The following is an 18,179-nucleotide window of genomic DNA, read 5'->3' on the forward strand; positions in this document are numbered from 1 at the left end:
TTTCGGCCGCCATCGCGAGCAGGCTCACTCCTACAATGTGCGACGTGCGCCCCTGTAGGAGTGAGCCTGCTTGCGATAGCCTTTTCAGTTTCACAGCAAAGTCAGGAAGGTTTCTTCTCGATCCGCAACGCCTTGGCCTTGGCCTCCACCAGCAAATACATCACCACCGTAATCAGTAACGGCAGCAGAAAGTAAATCGCCCGATACGCCAGCAACCCCGCCACCAGACTGCCCCGCGAAGCCTCATGCTGCAGCAGCGCGACGAACACCGCTTCCAACACCCCGAGCCCTGCCGGAATGTGCGTGATCACCCCGGCAATCGCGCTGATCAACAGCACGCCGAGCACCAACGGATAATCCAGTTTGCTCGGCAACAGAGTGAAAATCACCGCCGCCATCAGCGACCAGTTCAATGCACCGAGCAGCAACTGCAGCACAGCCATGCGCAGTGACGGCAGGTTGATTTCCACCCCGCGAATCGACCACTCGCGGCGCTTGGAGAATTGGCACGCGGCGAGGTAACCGGCACTCAACAGCAGCAACAGCACGCCGATGCCTTGCAATGCGCCACTGCTGATTTTCCAGCCCGGCGGCATGCTCACCAGGCCGCTGCTGAACACCACGCCGGCAATCGTCATGTAACCGAACCAGTTGGTGGCCAGGCTCAGACCGAGAATCTTGGCGATGTTGCTTTTGCTCACCCCCAAGCGCGAATACAGCCGATAGCGCATGGCAATCCCGCCGACCCAGGCGCTGAGATTGAGGTTGAACGCATAGCTGATGATCCCCACCGGGAGGATCTGTTTCCAGGTCAGGTCCTGGCGAATGTAGGTGCGTCCGATCAGGTCGAAACTGGCGTAGGTGAGAAAGCTCAGCAGGGTCAGGCTGGCGGCAATGATCAGCGTGCGCACCTTGAAGTCGGCCAGGGTTTGCAGGACTTCCGCCCATTCGATGCGGGTGGCGAACATCGTCAGCAACACAATCAACGCGAGGAAAAACAGCAGCGTCAGCGGGCGCTTCCAGCGACTCCATCGGGAATGCACAGCGGGTGCCGCTTGCGCTTGGGAATGGCTCATGACGTGTGCCCCCGAAATGGCTTGAGCCGCGGTTTGTGCGCCGGTAACCAACCGGCCATCGCCGGAAAATGCCGTAAAAAGTGAAACACCAGAAACCCCACGGTCATGTGCCAGATCCGTCCACGCGGCGAAATGCTCGCGTCCATCGCTTTGCAGTGATTCTGGCTCAGGTCATCCAGGCGCTGAAACAGATGCTGATTGAACGCGCGATCGCGGATCAGCACGTTGGCTTCCAGGTTCAGTGACAGGCTCAGCGGGTCGAGATTGCTCGAGCCGACGGTGCTCCATTCCTCGTCCACCAGCGCGACTTTGCCGTGCAGCGGGCGCTGGCAATATTCGTGGATTTGCACCCCGGCCTTGAGCAGATAGTCGTAGGTCATGCGCGCTGCCAGTTTGGCCACCAGCATGTCCGGTTGACCTTGCAGGATCAGCCGCACCTCGACGCCACGGCGCGCAGCATTGCGAATCTCGCGCAGCAGGCGGTAGCCGGGGAAGAAATAGGCGTTGGCGATCACCACCCGGCGTTTGGCCCGGCGCAATGCGTGCAAGTACACATCTTCGATGTCGGTGTGATGCTGATCGTTATCACGAAACACCAGACGTACCTGCCCGTCGTGGTCACTGAAGGCCATGTCCGCCCGGCGCTGGCGCCGACGTTGCCACCAGAACCGCGCGCGCCCCGGCCGACCACTTTGCAGCAGGGCGAAATGATGGATGTCAGCGACCGCCGGCCCCTGAATCTGCACCGCATAATCCTGTTTCGCCTCGGGGCCGAAATCGGCCAGGTGATCGCCGGAGAAGTTGATCCCGCCAATGAACGCGATCAGTCCGTCGACCACCACGATCTTGCGGTGCAGGCGGCGGAACCAGTTGGTACGAAAACCCAGGTGTTTGGGCGCCGGGTCAAACATCTGCAGGTGCACACCCGCATCGCTCAGTGCCGCGAGATAAGCGGTGGTCAACTCGCCGCAACCAAAACCGTCAAGGCTGACGGTGGTGCGCACGCCGCGCCGGGCGGCGTCGATCAAAATCTGCTGCAACTCTGCGCCGACCTTGTCTTCGAAAACGATGAAGGTCTCCAGCAGAATTTCACTCTTTGCCGCACGCATGGCGTCGAACACTCGGGGGAAATACTCCTCGCCGTTTTCCAGCAACTCGACACGGTTGTTGCCCTGCCAGCCGTACTCGACATCAACATGCCCGGGTTCGCGCACCGGCGGGTTGATGCTGATCGGTTCCACGGCGGATTTCTCCAGCGGTGCGCTGCTCATAGTTCGATCTCCACCGATAACGGGACGTGGTCGGAAAGGTGTGACCAGGGCCGGTTGGCCAGGACTTTCGGCTGGCTGGCCTTGAGGTTGCGTACGTAAATACGATCGAGCCGCAGCGTCGGCAGGCGCGCCGGAAAGCTGCGCGCCGGTTTGCCGTGATGCTCGGCGAACACCTCGCGCAGACCGCAGGGTTCAAGCAGTGCATCGGCGCGCTGGCGCCAGTCGTTGAAGTCACCGGCGACGATCACCGGCGCGTCAACCGGCAGCTCCGCCAGACGCTCGCCGAGCAGTTTCAATTGCGCATTGCGATGGCTTTCGCGCAGGCCCAGATGCACACAGATCGCATGCACCTCGACGCCATCGCCCGGCATGCGCAGCACGCAATGCAGCAGCCCGCGGTTCTCGTGGCCGCTGATCGAGACGTCGAGGTTGTCGTGGCGGATGATCTGGAACTTCGACAGCAACGCATTGCCGTGATCGCCCTCCGGGTACACCGCGTTGCGCCCATAGGCGAACTGCGGCCACAGACTGTCGGCGAGGAACTCGTATTGCGGCATCGTCGGCCAGTTGCTGTAGCGCTTGGGATGATGTTCGTGGGTGCCGTGGACTTCCTGCAAAAACACCACGTCGGCCGCCACGCTACGCACCGCTTCGCGCAACTCCGGGAGGATGAAACGGCGATTGAGGGCGGTGAAGCCTTTGTGCGTGTTGACCGTCAACACAGTGAAGCGGCGCACCGACACTTCAACGCTGGTCTGCTCGTCGGTGAACCCGACCGGCTCTGGAATACTCATGCCAACACCCCTTCGGCAGCCGGTTCGCCGGGGGTGGTGGCGAGCGTTTTATCCAGCTCGAATCGGTGGAGCAAACTGCGCGCGTCGTAGGGCGCGCGAACTTTGATGTCGTTGTCGAAATAGCAGAACACTTCGCGGGATTTGCGCGCCCGCGGCTTGAGGCGCGGCGCGATCAGATGTGCATCGCCGGGCTGCTGACCGTGGTGCCAGGCGTCGATGCGTTCGGCCCAGTTCTGCAACGCCGATTCGGTGTAGCCGCTGGCGTACAGCTCTTCGGCGCCGTGCAGACGCAGGTAAACGAAATCGCTGGTGAGGTCTTCGCGGTACGGCCATTTGCCGGCGGTGTCGGCGATCACCAGGGCGGTGTTGTAGCGTTTCAACAAGCGCACGAAGTCGGGGTCGATGAACGTGTCGTTGCGCACTTCCACGGCATGACGCAACGGTTTTTTGCGCCAGGCTTTGAGGCTGGCGTGGCCGTGCAGGTGCGAGTCGTGCTGACGGGCGAGGGCGGCGGCCGCTGCAGTGTCGTGGGGCAACAAGGCAAGAAAGTGTTCGAAGCGCCCGGGATCGAATTTGAAGTTCGGCGGAAACTGCCAGAGGATCGGCCCGAGCTTGTCCTTGAGCTCCAGCACCCCGGAGGCGAAGAAATTCGCCAGCGGTTTTTCGATCTCGCGCAAACGCCGGACGTGGGTGATGAAACGCGGCGCCTTGACGCTGAACACGAAGTCGTCGGGCGTTTCGCTGTACCACTGGGCGTAACGTTCGGGCCGTTGCAGGGCGTAGAACGATCCATTGATTTCGATGCTGTTGACCGCCCGCGAAGCGAATTGCAGTTCGCGCTTCTGCGTCAGTCCTTTCGGGTAGAAATCCCCGCGCCACGGAGCGTAGCGCCAGCCGGAAATACCGATGTGAATCGTTGTCATGCCGCCCTCCCGTTGTCAGTCCTCGTACAGCCTGTGTCTGCTGATGACTGCGGGCGGTTCGGGAAAGTTTCGGTGGCGTTACGGACGGTAGTCTGTAGGAGCTGCCGGAGGCTGCGATCTTTTGATGTTGCCTTTCAAGATCAAAAGATCGCAGCCTCCGGCAGCTCCTACAGAGGGATATCATTGAGACAGATATTTGATCAGTGGCCGGTGACGACTCGCGAAGTGCTTTCAGCATAGGCCGGGCCGAGGCGATCCAGTCGCCCGCTCCACGCGGTCAGCGCCAGCGCCAGCAACACCACCAGCCCGCCGATCCACGCCGTGTGAATCAGGCCCAGATGTTCGACGATCAGGCCACCGCCCCATGCACCGCCGGCAATTCCGAGGTTGAACGCAGCAATGTTCAGTCCCGATGCCACATCCACTGCCTGCGGCGTGTGATGTTCAGCCTGACGCACCACATACACTTGCAGCCCCGGCACGTTGCCGAACGCCACCGCGCCCCATACCAGCACCGTGGCCAGCGCCAGCCAAGGATTGCCGGCGGTGAAGGTCAGCACGAACAGCACCGCCGCCAGCAGAGCGAAGATGATTTTCAGGGCGCTGATCGGCCCGCGTTTGTCTGCCAGTTTGCCGCCCCAGATATTGCCGACCGCCACCGACACGCCGTAAACCAGCAACACCAGGCTGACAGTGCTGGCGCTGAAGCCGGAGATGTCCTGCAGGATCGGCGCGAGGAAGGTGAAGGCGATGAACGAGCCGCCGTAACCGATCGCGGTCATGGCGTACACCAGCAGCAGACGCGGTTGTTTCAGCACTTGCAGTTGCTGCAGCAAGGACGCCGGTTTGCTATGGGTGATGTTGTTCGGCACGTACAGCAGGCTGCCGATGAAGGCGATCACACCCAGCGCCGAAACGGCGAGGAAGGTTTCGCGCCAGCCGAAATGCTGACCGATGAATGTGCCCAGCGGTACGCCGGTGACCAGGGCCACGGTGAGACCGGTGAACATGATCGCGATCGCACTGGCAGCTTTTTCCTTGGGCACCAGGCTGGTGGCGATGGTCGAGCCGATGGAGAAGAACACCCCGTGCGCCAGACCCGTGACGATCCGCGCCAGCACCAGCGATTCATAACTCGGCGCCATCCAGGCCAGCAGGTTGCCGAGGGTGAACAGCACCATCAGCGACAGTAGCAACAATTTGCGCGGGACTTTGCCGGTGAGGGCGGTCAGCACCGGCGCGCCAATGGCAACACCCAGCGCATACAGACTGACCAGCAGCCCGGCGGACGGCAGGCTGACGCCGAGATCGGCGCCAATGGTGGGTAACAGGCCAACGATGACGAACTCGGTCGTCCCGATGGCGAATGCGCTGAGGGTCAGCGCGAGCAAGGCAATGGGCATGACAGCACTCCGGTAGAGGTTTGAATGGAGCGCAGTGTCGGGGTTTGGGTTGTGCGGAAAAATACAGGGTTGGGCATTTGATATTTGCTGCTGACGCAAATATCCACGGAGTGCTGTGAACCCTGTGATGAGGGGATTTATCCCCGATGGGTTGCGAAGCAACCCCAACCGGTTCCAAAGGGTGTGAAGGCAGATGTTTACGACTGCTGCGCAGCCGATCGGGGATGAATCCCCTCGCCACAGGGGAAGGGTTAATGAGGCAAAAACCGAACTTGTCCGCCATTCACCGATCAGTTCCTTACAGGTTCAGCCAAGAGGGATCGGAGTTTTGATCAAGTTCAGGATCGTCATTCTGCTGGGAGCGCTGCTGATGCTCGGCACCAGCGAACTCGAAGCCGCGGCGCTGCCGGGCCTTCCGGCCGCTGCTGAAGAACCGGCCAAACCCGAGCCGATTGTGCAGGGTGGTTTGCTCGGTGCGATCAGTTCGAGCATCGACGACGTGCAGGACAAGCTCGATCTCAACGAACACTTGGTCGACGCTTGGCGGCTGCGTGCCGATCGCGCGGCGGATGAGGTCGACAAGCTGGTCAACCAGCCGTCGAACCGATCCGGCTGGAGTGTCGCCGGGGATTTCCTGACGCTGTCCGGCGTGTGGCTTGGCGCCTTCGCGTTGCTTACGGTGCTCGGCAGCCTGCTGGCCAAGCGGCTGAGTCAGGGGCGTTGGTTGCGTACCCGCCAGCGCAGTCAGGACTTGGTCGGGTACTTGCTGCCGTACACGCTGCCAGCGCTGATCTGCCTGCCGCTGACGCTGTACGTCAGCCACTTTCTGCAGGCCTCGGTTGGGCGGGCGCTGGCGCTGTGTTTTGCCTACGCCACCAGCAGCGGGATTTTCTCCACCTCGATGCTTTTGTGCGTGGTGGTGATGTTCAACGTCGGGCACAAACGGTCGGCCGCGCGGATCATCCGCGACTACTGCCCGAAACCGCTGTTCCTGATCGGTTTTCTCGCCGCCCTCAGTGATGCGTTGACCAGCCCACAGATCGCCCGTCAGTTGGGCGGTAACATCACCAGCAGCGTCGCGGTGTTCACCGGGCTGATCGCCTCGATCATCTTCGGTCTGCTGGTGATTCGCCTGCGTCGGCCGGTGGCGCATCTGATTCGTAACCGACCGCTGGCGCAACGTCTGAAACAGCCGTCGCTGCAGGAGTCGCTGCGGATTTTTTCCGGGCTCTGGTATTGGCCGATTGTGCTGATGGTGCTGGTTTCGGCGGTCAATCTGATCGGTATCGGCGAAGACAATCAAAAGGCCCTGCGTTGTGCGCTGTTCACCACCGTGCTGCTGATCGGCACGGTGTTCCTCAGCACCATCCTCCAACACGTGTTCAAGTCGCGAAAAGCCGAAGCGATCCAGCGCAGCAGCGCTTACAAGGAACGCTTTCTCAGCCTGTTGCACGCCTTGCTGCGGATTGTCATTGCGATTGCCTTCATCGACATTCTCGGACGGATCTGGGGCGTTTCACTGCTCGACTTCGCCCAGAGCAGCACGATTGGCCGGGCGATCAGCAATGCGTTGAGCAGCATCGGCCTGATCTTCCTCGTCACGTGGCTGTTGTGGGTGGTGCTCGACACGGCGATTCAGGAAGCATTGAAACCACCGGTGAGCAAACGCTCGTCGCGTCAGCCCAGCACCCGGGTGAAAACTATCCTGCCGCTGCTGCGCAACGCGATCAAAATCATCCTGGTGGTGATCTGCGCGATCACCACCATGGCCAACCTCGGCATCAACGTTGCGCCACTGTTGGCCGGTGCCGGGGTGGTCGGTCTGGCGATCGGTTTCGGTTCGCAGCAACTGGTGCAGGACGTGATCACCGGGCTGTTCATCATCATCGAAGACACCCTGTCGATCGGCGACTGGGTGGTGCTCGATTCCGGGCATGCCGGCACGGTCGAGGGCCTGACCATCCGCACCCTGCGCCTGCGTGACGGCAAGGGGTTTGTACACTCGGTGCCGTTCGGCCAGATCAAGGCTGTGACCAACCAGTCACGGCAGTTCGCCTATGCGTTTTTCTCGGTGCAGTTCACCTACGACACCGATGTCGACAAGGCCATCGAGCTGATCCGCGAGACTGGTGATTCGATCCGTGAAGACCCGTTCCTCAAGTACAACCTGCAAGGGCCGCTGGATGTGTTCGGGGTGGACAGGATGGACTTGAACGGCGTGGTGCTGACCGCGCAATTCCGTACCGTGTCGGGCGGGCAATATGCGGTGAGCCGGGCGTTCAACCAGCGTTTGAAAAAGCTTGTGGATAACAGCCCTGACGTGCATTTTGCGCAGACTTATCCACAGCAGGTTTTGTTGCCCAAGCGGCAGGGTGAGGGGGCGCTGGTGGCGAGCGAGGTGCCGCAGGAATCGCGGACTTGATTTCAGGTTTGGTGTTGGTAGTACCGGCCTCATCGCGAGCAGGCTCACTCCTACAGGGGGGAACGCAGTCCAAAGTAGGAGTGAGCCCGCTCGCGATAGCGCCAAAACAATCGACATCAATGCCGGATCAGCTTGCTGCGCACCTGCTCCATGCAGATCTGATCCAGCTCCAGCCAAAACTGTTGCTTGCCGGCAATCTCTGCAGCAACCGGCACGCCATCGCGATACACCAGCCGATTACTCGCCAGTGCCGGCACTTTTGCCCCCGGCAACAACGTCCCGGCCAGGTTCAACGGATCCACTCCGCACACCGTGATCAAACTGCCGTCATGCGCTCGCCGCCGAACCTCCCGCAGCAACGGAATCGCCTCGGGCAAGGCAAACTGTTCCCCCGCCAGGCCACTGACAAAGCGCCCGCCGCGAATCTCGCCACGGGCCTCCAGCCGATGAAACGTGCGCAGTAATTCGCGCCAGCTCGGCAGCCAATCCGCCTCGCGCTCCAGCAGGCGCCAGAACACTACGCCATAGCGGCGCAGCAACGTCATGGCGACATGTTCGAGGGTTTCTGCTGACGCCATCTGGCCGCTTTCCAGCAGTGGACCGCGCCGCAACAACGCCCAGCGACCGGCATCGTCCATGCCGCCGACAAACGCTCCGCGCCCGCGACGACTGCTGCGTTGCTGGCGCTTGCTCGCCGGGGTGATCAGGGCGCGCAAACCGGCGAAGCTGTCGGCGTTCACCAGACCGGCACCGACCAGTTCCTGCAGGGCGATTTCCAGCTCGGTGCGCAGCAGGTGCGCCTCGTGAATCAACTCATCGAAAAACAACGCGCCGTGCTGACTCAGCGCCTCGTAGACCTTTTGCGTTTTCGCTGACAGTTCACTGACCGGCGTCTGCTCGGCCAATCCACTCCACAACCCGACCTGACTGCGCGGCAACAGCACAATCGGCGTACTGCGCAACGCCGTGCCGCTGACTTTCTGCCGGGCACTGAGGCGCGTCCACACCAGTTTGCCGTTGCGGCACAGGTCATCCAGCCAGCTCGGTGAATAGTCTTTCAGGCGCGTTGGAAGAATGTCGCGGTCCCACGCCGAAGCCGCTGCCGGGTAACCTTCGAACTGGCCGACAATCGCCGGCAACACCGTGCTGCCCTGACCGCGCGTAGCGGGGGACAGATGTTGCCAGTCGAACAGAAATCGCATGAAATCCTGCAGTGCTACCGGCTCGATTTCCCGGCGCAAACGCTTGACGGTGTAGCGATGAATGCGCGCCAGCAGATGCCGCTCGCACCATTCCTCAACGGCCACACCCGGGGTGAAATGACCGCGCAGCACATAGCCTTCGCGCTCCAGTTGCGCGAGGGCCTGATTGACCTGCGGTATCGGCAACGCGAGTGGTTCGGCAATGGCGGCTAACGGCAGCGGACCGAAGGCGCCGAGTCGGGCGCGGATCACTTCGATCAATGCGTCATCGAACGTCCAGACATCATTGAACCCGGGCAGCGCTGCTTGCGGCGGTTGCAACGTGGCCTGTGGATAAAGCGCCAACAGGCACGTCAGGCGTTCACGTGCCAGCCACAACGAGCCAGGCTGTGGATGTGGAGCGACTGTGAGGCCGTCTTCGCGAGCAGGCTCGCTCCCACAGTTGACTGTGTTCCAACTGGCGGAACGCGGTTGAATGTGGGAGCGAGCCTGCTCGCGAAGCTTTTCTTTTGCCGTTACTTGCGCAACGGCCAAGCGGCAGGCGCGACCGCTCGCAGTCAGCGCGTCAAGCCATTCGCGCCAGTGTTCGCCAGCCTGAACTTCAAGGTCGCTGATGCAGGCCAGGCTCATCAGCGCCTCGTGCATTTCATCGACGTTGGCCGGCGTCGGCCACGCTTCCTCGCGCACCGCGTTGATGGCGTCGGCGTCCAGCGCACCGAGATCGTCGGTGGACTGCGGATCGCTCCAGCGCCGGTTGATCACCGCTTGGGTGCGGCGTTCTTCCAGCGGCGCATCGTCGAGAAAGGTGTAAGGCCGCGCGCTGAGAATTTCTGCCGCCAGCGGTGACGGCGCCGGCAGATCGCGGCTGATCAACTGCACCTCGCCGCGCTCCATGCGCCGCAGCAGATTGAGCCAGCCGTCGCTGTCCATGGCCTCGTGCAGGCAATCGTCGAGGGTCTGTTCCACCAGCGGATGTTCAGGGACTTCCCGCTCGCCGGCGAGGTTTTCCAGGCAGGCGATCTGATCGGGAAACACGCTGGCAATCAGGTCTTCACTTTTCATCCGCTGCAACTGCGGCGCGACTTTGCGCCCGCCGGTAAAACGCGGCAACGCCAGCGCCACCCCGGCATTCCAGCGCCAGCGCACGCCGAACAATGGCGCGTCGAGAATCGCCTGAATCAGGATGTGCTCGGCGCTGTTGCTGTGCAGGTAACGCCAGACGTCATCCAGTTCAAAACTATGGCTGGTGGACAGAGACAGGACGATCGCGTCTTCGCTGGCGGCAGCTTGCAACTCGAAATTGAACGTGCGGCAGAAACGCTTGCGCAGGGCCAGGCCCCAGGCACGGTTGATGCGGCTGCCGAACGGTGAATGGATGATCAACTGGGTGCCGCCGGACTCGTCGAAAAACCGCTCCATCAGCAGCGTGTCCTGCGAGGGCAGGGCGCCGAGGGTCAGGCGAGCGCGGGCGAGATAGTCCACCAGTTGTTCGGCGCTGGCGCGGTTCAGGCCGAGGCTTGCGGTCAGCCAGTCGAGCGCCGGTTGCAGATCGCCGGGGTGGGCGCCGAGCAGATCGTCGAGGGTCGCTTGCAGGCGCGCCACCGCCGCAGACAATTCATCGCTGCGCCCCGGTGCTTCGCCGAGCCAGAACGGAATGGTCGGCGGCTGGCCTTGGGCATCCTCGACCCGCACCTTGCCGGTTTCCACCCGCAGGATTCGGTAGGAAGTATTGCCGAGCTGGAACACATCACCCGCGATGCTTTCCACGGCAAAGTCTTCGTTGACGCTGCCGATGCTCAGGCCCTGCGGCTCCAGCAGCACGCTGTAGTCGGCGTTGTCGGGGATGGTGCCGCCGCTGGTCACGGCGGTCAGTTGCGCGCCGCGACGGCCGCGCAGAGTACGGCTGACGGCGTCGCGGTGCAGGTAGGCGCTGCGGATGCCCTGACGACCGTTATAGCCTTCGGCGAGCATCGTCAGCAGCGCCTGATAGTGTTTTTCGTCGAGATCGCGGTATGGCGAGGCTTTGCGAAACAGTGCCAGCAGCGCATCTTCCGCCCATTCGCGGCAACTGACTTCGGCGATGATCTGCTGCGCCAGTACATCCAGCGGCGCCTTGGGGATGTGCAGGGTGTCGAGTTCGCCACGGCGCACGCAGTCGAGCAGGGCGGCGCATTCGATCAGGTCGTCGCGGGTGGTCGCGAACAAGCGGCCCTTGGGCGTGCCGCCGACCTGGTGCCCGGAGCGACCGACTCTTTGCAGAAACCCGGCAATCGAACGCGGCGAGGCGATCTGACAGACCAGATCGACTTCGCCGATATCAATGCCCAATTCCAGTGAGGCCGTGGCGATCAGCACTTGCAGTTCGCCGCGCTTGAGCCGCTGTTCGGCGTCGAGGCGGAATTCCTTGGCCAGGCTGCCGTGGTGCGCGGCCACCGCGTGTTTGCCGAGGCGCTCGCTGAGGTGGCGGCTAAGGCGTTCGGCCAAGCGTCGGGTGTTGACGAAAATCAGCGTGGTGCGGTGTTCGCGGGCCAGTTCGGCGAGGCGGTCATAAACCAATTCCCAGACATCGTTGGCCATCACAGCCGACAACGGCACCGGCGGCACTTCGATGCCCAGATTCCGTGGCCGGGCGTGGCCGATGTCGATGATCTCGCAGGGGCGATCAGTGCCGACCAGAAACCGCGCCACGGCATCGATCGGCTTTTGCGTGGCGGACAAGCCGATGCGGGTCAATGGTTCGGCACACAGCGCCTGCAGGCGTTCGAGGCTCAGCGCCAGATGACTGCCGCGTTTGCCGGCAGCGATGGCGTGGATCTCGTCGATGATCACCGTGCGTGTGCTGCCGAGCATTTTGCGTCCGGACTCGGAGCCGAGCAGCACGTAGAGCGATTCCGGGGTGGTCACCAGAATGTGCGGCGCACTTTTGCGCATGGCTGCGCGGTCTTTTTGCGGAGTGTCGCCGGTGCGTACGGCGGTGGTGATCTGCAATTCGGGCAGGCCCATCTGGCGCAACTGCTCGGTGATCCCCGCCAACGGGTTCTGCAGGTTGATGCGGATGTCGTTGGACAACGCCTTGAGTGGCGAAACGTAGACCACCAGGGTTTCGTCCCGCAGGCCTTCAGGGTTTTCCAGGCCTCGGTGGACGAGGTCGTCAAGCACCGCAAGGAACGCGGTGAGGGTTTTACCGGAGCCGGTGGGCGCGGCAATCAGCGTCGAGCGGCGCTGGCGGATCAACGGCCATGCGCGGGCCTGGGCGGCGGTGACCGTCGGGAAGGTGCTGCTGAACCAGGCGCTGACGGCGGGGTGAAAGCCTGCCAGTGCCGCGTCCTTGGGGATGGGCAGATTCATGGCTCAAGTTATGCGGGTGGGGGCGGCAAGATGCAAGTACCGCTCGGGATCTCCAGTGGCTGACAGGGCTTCATCGCGAGCAGGCTCACTCCTGCAGGGGAATGCGAGCCTGCTCGCGATGGGGCCAGTAGATTCAGCACAATTCCCGGCGATCTACACTTTACGGGTGACGGTTGCGCACTAAACCCGCAAAATGCAACGATTCCGGCAATTATCGATGACGGTGTCACCAGCACCGTCGCTAAAGCCATCGTTCCAATCAGACTGGGCCTGCTGACTCTATGCGAATGCGCCTTATGTTACTGGGCGGCGGAAATGCCCTTGGGCAGGCGCTGATTCGCCTCGGTGCGGAAGAAGACATCGGTTTCCTCGCCCCCCGCCCGCCAGAAGACGGCTGGGATGCCGCGAGCCTGACGCAACTGCTCGACGATACCCGTCCGGATGCGTTGATCAACCTCGCCTACTATTTCGACTGGTTCCAGGCCGAGACCGTCAGCGAAAACCGTCTGGCCGGTCAGGAGCGCGCCATCGAAAGGCTGGCCGAGTTGTGCCAGCACCACAACATCATCCTCGTGCAGCCTTCCAGCTATCGGGTGTTCGACGGTTCGCGGGCGACCGCCTACAGCGAAAAGGACGAGCCGGTGCCGCTGGGCCTGCGTGGTCAGGCGCTGTGGCGCATCGAGCAAAGTGTTCGCGCCACTTGCCCGCAACACGTGTTGCTGCGCTTCGGCTGGCTGCTTGATGACAGCCCCGAAGGCACCCTCGGGCGCTTCCTCGCTCGCGCCGAACAACCGGACGAATTGCTCATGGCCGATGATCGCCGGGGCAATCCGACCCCGGTGGATGACGCGGCACGGGTGATCATTTCGGTGCTCAAACAACTCGATTGCGCGGCGCCGCTGTGGGGCACTTATCATTACGCCGGCCACGAAGCGACCACGCCGCTGGCGCTCGGTCAGGCGATTCTGACCGAAGCGCGCGGCCTGCATCAGTTGGCAATCGAAGCACCGACCGCTCAGGCCCACGCCGCGCGGCCGGACGCCGCCGAGGAACCGCAACACGCGGTACTCGCCTGCAAGAAAATTCTGCACACTTTCGGGATCAAGCCCCGCGCCTGGCGCGCCGCACTCCCGGCTTTACTGGATAGGTTTTATCGTCATGGCTGAAGGCCCTGTTTTAATCACCGGCGGCGCCGGTTTCATCGGCTCGCACCTGACGGATGCGTTGCTCGCTGCGGGCCACTCGGTGCGGATTCTCGATGATCTGTCGACCGGCAAACGCGCCAACCTGCCGCTGGACAACCCGCAGGTCGAACTGATCGTCGGTGACGTCGCCGATGCCGCGCTGGTCGCGCAGGCCATGCACGGCTGCAGCGCTGTCGCCCACTTGGCGGCGGTGGCCTCGGTGCAGGCGTCGGTGGATGATCCGGTGAAGACGCATCAAAGCAATTTCATCGGTACCCTGAATGTCTGCGAAGCCATGCGCCAGGCCGGGGTCAAACGTGTGCTCTACGCGTCGAGTGCAGCAGTGTACGGCAACAACGGTGAAGGCGAGTCAATCGACGAAGACACGCCAAAAGCCCCGCTGACCCCGTATGCCTCGGACAAACTGGCCGGCGAACACTACTTCGATTTTTACCGTCGCCAGCATGGCCTGGAGCCGGTGATCTTCCGCTTCTTCAACATCTTCGGCCCGCGCCAGGATCCTTCCTCGCCGTACTCCGGGGTCATCAGCATCTTCAGCGAGCGGGCACAGAAAGGCCTGCCGATCACCGTGTTCGGCGATGGCGAGCAAACCCGAGATTTCCTCTATGTCGAGGATCTGGTCGATGTGCTGGTGCAGGCGATCGACAAGCCTGAAGTGGAAGTGGGCGCGATGAACGTCGGCTGGAACCAGGCGATGAACCTCAAGCAGATGCTGCAAGCGCTGGAGGAAGTGGTCGGCGAGCTGCCCCCGGTCAGCTACGGCCCGGCGCGCTCCGGCGACATCCGTCATTCGCGGGCGAACAACGCGCGTTTGCTGCAACGCTTCAAGCTGCCAGAGCCGACGCCGATGCGTGTGGGGCTGGCGCGGCTGCTGGGACGCTAAATCGAAAAAACAAAAAAGGCGCCTTTGCAGGCGCCTTTTTTGTGGGCGGGGTATTGCTTTGACGCTCGGTGCAATCCCTGTGGCGAGGGAGCTTGCTCCCGCTGCGCAGCAGTCGCAAATTCAGTCAACGCGGTTTTTCTGAAGCACCGCTTTTGCCTTGTTCAGGGCTGCTTCGCAGCCCAGCGGGAGCAAGCTCCCTCGCCACATTAGCCCGCATTCACCACCACGCGAATGTTCGAATGTTGCTTAGAACTTGTAGCCCAGACCCACCATGTACACAAACGGATCGACATCAACATTCACCTTGGCACGGGTGCCCGGCGCGACCGCGTTGTTCTCGACGGTGGCGCGAGTATCGATGTCGATGTAGCGCACCTGGGCGTTGAGCATGATGTTGTCGGTCAGCATGTAGTCAGCGCCGACCTGCCAGGCCAGGCCCCAGGAGTTTTTCGCCTTGAAGTTGCTGAAGCCGTTGGACTGGGCTTCGCTGCCGACGTGCTCGTCGTAGATCCAGGTGTAGTTGATGCCGCCGCCGATGTACGGCTGGAATGGTGATTTCGCATCCAGCGGGTAGTACACGACGCTGAGGGTGGGCGGCAGGTGTTTCAAAGTGCCGAGTTTGCCGTTGGCGGCTGGCAGCGCGGTGCCTTTGATTTTTACGTCATGCTCGAATGGCGAGGCCGCCAGCAACTCGATACCGATGTTGTTGGTCAGCATGTAGGCGAAGTTCAGACCCAGTTGGGTGTCGCTGCTCATGGTCGCCTTGCCGCCCAGGTTGGTGCCGCTCAACGGACCCTGATCGACCTTGACGCTGGAGCTGTCGGCCTTCGGGTTGACGGTGATCGCACCGGCGCGAACGATGATGTCGCCGGCTTCGTGGGCGTGGGCGAGCGGGGCTGCGAGCGCGACTGCAAACAGCGAAGCGCTGAGCAAGGACTTGTTCATGGGAGCTCCAAAAGGACGTTAAAAGTGTCTGATGTCCTATGGTACGAAGCCAACTGATACGGTCTTTTGACTCAGCTCAATGAAACAGTGATGGCTCCAAAAGATCGCAGCCTTCGGCAGCTCCTACAGGGGATCGCATTTCAACTGTAGGAGCTGCCGAAGGCTGCGATCTTTTGACTTTAAAACTGCCGGAATTCACTCCGGCAGCTCATACACATAAATCTTGTCCGCTGCCATCTGATACCCGGCATCGGCCAGTTCGCTGGTGGACGCCTTGACCTGCAGCGGTCCTTCGACCCAGTACGGCTGATACAGCTCGTCGAGCTTCACGCCCAACTCGCTTTTCACATGCACGATCTGGTTCGATGGCGGTGGCGGCACATGGATGCAGGCGCCGAAGTACGGCACCAGCAGGAAGTCCGTGGTGCGTCCTTCCTCGTTCACTTCCAGCGGTACGATGTACCCTGGCAGGCGGATGTTCTGCCCGTCGAGACTCTGCACCACCGGCGCGTTGGGCATGTCCTGCTTGGCGGCAGGCGCCGACTCGGCCGAGAGCGCATCACTCATCTTCGACATGTCGTGCAGCGGCGTCATGTTCGGCACTTCCGGCGCGGCGTCCGGCGGGATCATCTCCGACCAAGTCAGGTCTTTCGGCGCCGCTGCCCACACGGGCATGGCAACCAGCAACAGCAGCGCGAGCACGGCGCGGGGCATGGTGAACATCCTCATAAACGGATCGACAGGCCATCGGCCAGGGATTGGCGATACGCCCGCCAGGCCGGCACGCTGCCCATCAGCAGCGCGGCCGCCAGAATGCCACCGAGCAGCGTCCATTCATACTCGCTCGGCCACGCCAGCGGCAGATACAAACCGTAATTGGCCTGCACATAGCCCTGCGCGGCGGCGATGCCGATATACAGCAACGCCAGCCCGGCGATTACGCCGGTCAGCGCCAGCGCGAAGGCTTCCAGCACCAGCAGACTCGCGATGTGCCACGGCCGCGCGCCGACCGAACGCAGAATTGCCATCTCGCGGCGACGCTCGTTGAGGCTGGTAAGAATCGCCGTGAGCATGCCGATCAACCCAGTCAGCACCACGAACAGCGAGACCACGAACAAGGCTTTTTCCGCCGTGCTCATCAGGCTCCACAATTCCTGCAAGGCCACGCCCGGCAGGATCGCCAGCATCGGCTCACCGCGGTATTCGTTGATTTCGCGTTGCAGGGCGAAGGTGGAAATCTTGCTGTTGAGGCCAAGCATGAACGCGGTGATCGCCTGTGGCGTCAGGTCCATGTTGCGTGCCTGATCAGCACTGATTCTTCCATTGCCGCGCGCCGGCACGCCGTTGTGCCAATCGATGTGGATTGCTTCCATGCCGCCGAGGCTGATGTGCAGCGTGCGATCCACCGGCGTGCCGGTACGCTTGAGAATGCCGACCACGGTGAACGGTTTGTCGTCGTGCTTGACCAGACTGATCGCCGCCACGCCGTGGGCCAGCACCAGTTGGTCGCCGAGCTTGTAATGCAGGGCTTCGGCGACTTCAGCACCGAGCACCACTTCGAACGGATCGGTGGCGAAGGCACGGCCGTCGGCCAGTTCCAGGTGTTGCTGGCGGCCGTACTGGTAATGCTCGAAATAGGCTTGGGTGGTGCCCATCACTCGGTAGCCGCGATGGGAGTCGCCGAGGGACATCGGGATTGCCCACTTCACTTTCGGGTTGCTGGCGAAGTGTTCGAAGCTGTCCCAACGGATGTTGTTGGTCGCGTTGCCGATGCGAAACACCGAGTACAGCAGCAGGTTCACCGAACCGGAACGGGCACCGACGATCAGGTCGGTGCCGCTGATGGTGCTGGCGAAACTGGCTTTGGCTTCGGTGCGCACGCGCTCGACGGCGAGCAACAGGCACACCGACAGGGCAATCGCGAACGCGGTGAGCAGGGCGGTAAAGCGGCGGTTGGCCAGGCTGGCCATGGCCAGACGAAACAGATACATCTCAGACCTCGGCAGACGTGGCGGCGCGATTGAGCTCGGCCAGGGACAGATGACGGTCGAACAGCGGTGCCAGGCTCTGGTCGTGACTGACGAACAACAGGCTCGAACCGGCCTCGCGGCATTCGGCGAACAGCAGACGAATGAAGTTTTCCCGAGCATCGTAATCCAGCGCCGAGGTCGGTTCGTCGGCGATCACCAGTTCCGGTTGGCCGATCAACGCACGAGCGGCGGCGACCCGTTGTTGCTGACCGATCGACAGCGAATCGGCACGACGACCGAGGATGCTTTCATCCTTCAAACCCAGGTGAGCGAGCAGGGTGGCTGCAGCCTGATCGACGCTGCCGTGACGCTGTTTCGCCCGCTCGGCACGCAGTTTGGAGAAGTGGCACGGCAACTCGACGTTCTCGCGTACCGAGAGAAACGGCAGCAGGTTGAATTGCTGGAAGATGTAGCCGGTGTGATCGACGCGAAAGCGGTCGCGGGCGCCGGCACCGAGTTCGGTCAGCTCCTGGCCGAGCAGGCGGATGCTGCCGCGCCCGGGTTTCTGCACGCCACCGAGCAGGCCGAGCAGGGTGGTCTTGCCACTGCCGCTGGGGCCTTTGAGGAACAGGGTTTCGCCCGGCTCCAGGCGAAACGCCGGGATGTCCAGCAGCGGCGGGTGACCGGGCCAGTTGAAGCCCAGGTCGGACAGTTCGATGAGTGCTTGGGTCATGGCA

13 protein-coding genes are annotated in these 18,179 nt (G+C 62.2%); 3 read left to right on the forward strand and 10 right to left on the reverse strand.

The features are described from left to right. Window positions 1-101: 101 nt before the first annotated feature. The 5 genes from BW33_RS27010 to BW33_RS27030 all read right to left on the reverse strand — a co-directional run bounded on the left by BW33_RS27010 (window position 102) and on the right by BW33_RS27030 (window position 5,467). Window positions 102-1,076 (reverse strand): lysylphosphatidylglycerol synthase domain-containing protein, encoded by a 975-nt coding sequence (locus BW33_RS27010; protein WP_047602492.1) that lies wholly within the window; start codon window positions 1,074-1,076, stop codon window positions 102-104. Further along, window positions 1,073-2,347 carry a cardiolipin synthase ClsB gene (gene clsB, locus BW33_RS27015; protein WP_047602493.1) on the reverse strand — a complete coding sequence of 425 codons (1,275 nt, stop codon included), beginning with the start codon at window positions 2,345-2,347 and terminating at the stop codon, window positions 1,073-1,075. The genes BW33_RS27010 and clsB overlap by 4 nt, the downstream gene beginning before the upstream one ends. Then, window positions 2,344-3,141: an endonuclease/exonuclease/phosphatase family protein gene (locus BW33_RS27020; protein ID WP_047602496.1), complete on the reverse strand. Its 798-nt coding sequence runs from the start codon at window positions 3,139-3,141 to the stop codon at window positions 2,344-2,346. The genes clsB and BW33_RS27020 overlap by 4 nt, the downstream gene beginning before the upstream one ends. After that, window positions 3,138-4,064 (reverse strand): DUF72 domain-containing protein, encoded by a 927-nt coding sequence (locus tag BW33_RS27025; protein ID WP_047602497.1) that lies wholly within the window; start codon window positions 4,062-4,064, stop codon window positions 3,138-3,140. Before BW33_RS27025 ends, BW33_RS27020 begins: the two co-directional genes overlap by 4 nt. A gap of 200 nt (window positions 4,065-4,264) precedes the next feature. Continuing rightward, window positions 4,265-5,467: an MFS transporter gene (locus BW33_RS27030; protein WP_047602498.1), complete on the reverse strand. Its 1,203-nt coding sequence runs from the start codon at window positions 5,465-5,467 to the stop codon at window positions 4,265-4,267. Window positions 5,468-5,795: 328 nt separating this feature from the next. Here BW33_RS27030 and BW33_RS27035 point away from each other — a divergent pair, with 328 nt between their 5' ends. Further along, window positions 5,796-7,889: a mechanosensitive ion channel family protein gene (locus tag BW33_RS27035; protein WP_047602499.1), complete on the forward strand. Its 2,094-nt coding sequence runs from the start codon at window positions 5,796-5,798 to the stop codon at window positions 7,887-7,889. 116 nt (window positions 7,890-8,005) lie between these two features. Here the strand turns inward: BW33_RS27035 and BW33_RS27040 are convergent, their stop codons facing one another. Beyond that, a complete protein-coding gene (locus BW33_RS27040) occupies window positions 8,006-12,439 on the reverse strand; it encodes a DEAD/DEAH box helicase (RefSeq protein WP_047602500.1) in 4,434 nt (1,477 codons plus the stop codon). 281 nt (window positions 12,440-12,720) lie between these two features. Here BW33_RS27040 and BW33_RS27045 point away from each other — a divergent pair, with 281 nt between their 5' ends. Together BW33_RS27045 and BW33_RS27050 are read left to right on the forward strand one after the other, a co-directional pair. Continuing rightward, window positions 12,721-13,605 carry a sugar nucleotide-binding protein gene (locus BW33_RS27045; protein WP_047602501.1) on the forward strand — a complete coding sequence of 295 codons (885 nt, stop codon included), beginning with the start codon at window positions 12,721-12,723 and terminating at the stop codon, window positions 13,603-13,605. After that, window positions 13,598-14,527 carry an NAD-dependent epimerase/dehydratase family protein gene (locus BW33_RS27050; protein WP_047602502.1) on the forward strand — a complete coding sequence of 310 codons (930 nt, stop codon included), beginning with the start codon at window positions 13,598-13,600 and terminating at the stop codon, window positions 14,525-14,527. Before BW33_RS27045 ends, BW33_RS27050 begins: the two co-directional genes overlap by 8 nt. 246 nt (window positions 14,528-14,773) lie before the next feature. Here the strand turns inward: BW33_RS27050 and BW33_RS27055 are convergent, their stop codons facing one another. The 4 genes from BW33_RS27055 to BW33_RS27070 form a co-directional block, all read right to left on the reverse strand. Further along, window positions 14,774-15,472 carry an OmpW/AlkL family protein gene (locus BW33_RS27055; protein WP_041074487.1) on the reverse strand — a complete coding sequence of 233 codons (699 nt, stop codon included), beginning with the start codon at window positions 15,470-15,472 and terminating at the stop codon, window positions 14,774-14,776. Between the two features lie 195 nt (window positions 15,473-15,667). Next, the gene (locus BW33_RS27060) at window positions 15,668-16,186 is read right to left on the reverse strand and encodes a DUF3299 domain-containing protein (RefSeq protein WP_047602639.1); all 519 of its coding nucleotides are present in this window, start codon (window positions 16,184-16,186) and stop codon (window positions 15,668-15,670) included. An 11-nt stretch (window positions 16,187-16,197) separates the two neighbouring features. Next, window positions 16,198-17,463, reverse strand: coding sequence for an ABC transporter permease (locus BW33_RS27065; protein ID WP_047602503.1), 1,266 nt, complete (start codon window positions 17,461-17,463; stop codon window positions 16,198-16,200). Between the two features lies 1 nt (window position 17,464). Continuing rightward, window positions 17,465-18,175 (reverse strand): ABC transporter ATP-binding protein, encoded by a 711-nt coding sequence (locus tag BW33_RS27070; RefSeq protein WP_007966120.1) that lies wholly within the window; start codon window positions 18,173-18,175, stop codon window positions 17,465-17,467. Window positions 18,176-18,179 lie beyond the last annotated feature (4 nt).

This window comes from Pseudomonas sp. RIT288, assembly GCF_000631985.1.
In the GTDB taxonomy this organism is placed as follows: domain Bacteria; phylum Pseudomonadota; class Gammaproteobacteria; order Pseudomonadales; family Pseudomonadaceae; genus Aquipseudomonas.

Coding starts and splice junctions, on each gene's coding strand:
- BW33_RS27040 (WP_047602500.1), bottom strand. CDS start 12,439: ATGAATCTGCCCATCCCCAAGGACGCGGCACTGGCAGGCTTTCACCCC.
- BW33_RS27050 (WP_047602502.1), top strand. CDS start 13,598: ATGGCTGAAGGCCCTGTTTTAATCACCGGCGGCGCCGGTTTCATCGGC.
- BW33_RS27055 (WP_041074487.1), bottom strand. CDS start 15,472: ATGAACAAGTCCTTGCTCAGCGCTTCGCTGTTTGCAGTCGCGCTCGCA.
- BW33_RS27025 (WP_047602497.1), bottom strand. CDS start 4,064: ATGACAACGATTCACATCGGTATTTCCGGCTGGCGCTACGCTCCGTGG.
- BW33_RS27045 (WP_047602501.1), top strand. CDS start 12,721: ATGCGAATGCGCCTTATGTTACTGGGCGGCGGAAATGCCCTTGGGCAG.
- BW33_RS27070 (WP_007966120.1), bottom strand. CDS start 18,175: ATGACCCAAGCACTCATCGAACTGTCCGACCTGGGCTTCAACTGGCCC.
- clsB (WP_047602493.1), bottom strand. CDS start 2,347: ATGAGCAGCGCACCGCTGGAGAAATCCGCCGTGGAACCGATCAGCATC.
- BW33_RS27020 (WP_047602496.1), bottom strand. CDS start 3,141: ATGAGTATTCCAGAGCCGGTCGGGTTCACCGACGAGCAGACCAGCGTT.
- BW33_RS27065 (WP_047602503.1), bottom strand. CDS start 17,463: ATGTATCTGTTTCGTCTGGCCATGGCCAGCCTGGCCAACCGCCGCTTT.
- BW33_RS27060 (WP_047602639.1), bottom strand. CDS start 16,186: ATGCCCCGCGCCGTGCTCGCGCTGCTGTTGCTGGTTGCCATGCCCGTG.
- BW33_RS27030 (WP_047602498.1), bottom strand. CDS start 5,467: ATGCCCATTGCCTTGCTCGCGCTGACCCTCAGCGCATTCGCCATCGGG.
- BW33_RS27010 (WP_047602492.1), bottom strand. CDS start 1,076: ATGAGCCATTCCCAAGCGCAAGCGGCACCCGCTGTGCATTCCCGATGG.